This window comes from Mesorhizobium sp. M2E.F.Ca.ET.219.01.1.1, assembly GCF_004016445.2.
In the GTDB taxonomy this organism is placed as follows: Bacteria; Pseudomonadota; Alphaproteobacteria; order Rhizobiales; family Rhizobiaceae; genus Mesorhizobium.
Map to the genome: position 1 here is coordinate 1 of NZ_SADT02000223.1, position 300 is coordinate 300.

The 300-nt window shown below is 59.3% G+C and carries 1 protein-coding gene; it reads left to right on the plus strand.

What is annotated here, in order from left to right; translation table 11 throughout:
- Positions 1–300 (plus strand): YbaK/EbsC family protein (locus EN862_RS35605; protein WP_281035876.1); only part of this gene is annotated, 300 nt, incomplete at both ends.

The following is a 300-nucleotide window of genomic DNA, read 5'->3' on the forward strand; positions in this document are numbered from 1 at the left end:
GATCCATGGCGGGCACACCAAGAACCTGTTCCTCAAGGACAAGAAGGACAATTTCTTTCTCGTCACCGTGGATGAGGAGGCGGAGGTCGATCTCAAGCAGATCCATCATCTGATCGGCGCGGCCGGCCGCGTCTCGTTCGGCAAGCCGGAAATGCTGATGGAACTGCTCGGCGTCATTCCGGGCGCAGTCACCGTCTTCGGGCTGATCAACGACAGCGAGCGGCGGGTCAAGGTCTTTCTCGACCAGGAGTTGATGAGCCATGCGGTCATCAATGCGCATCCGCTGACCAACGAGGCGAC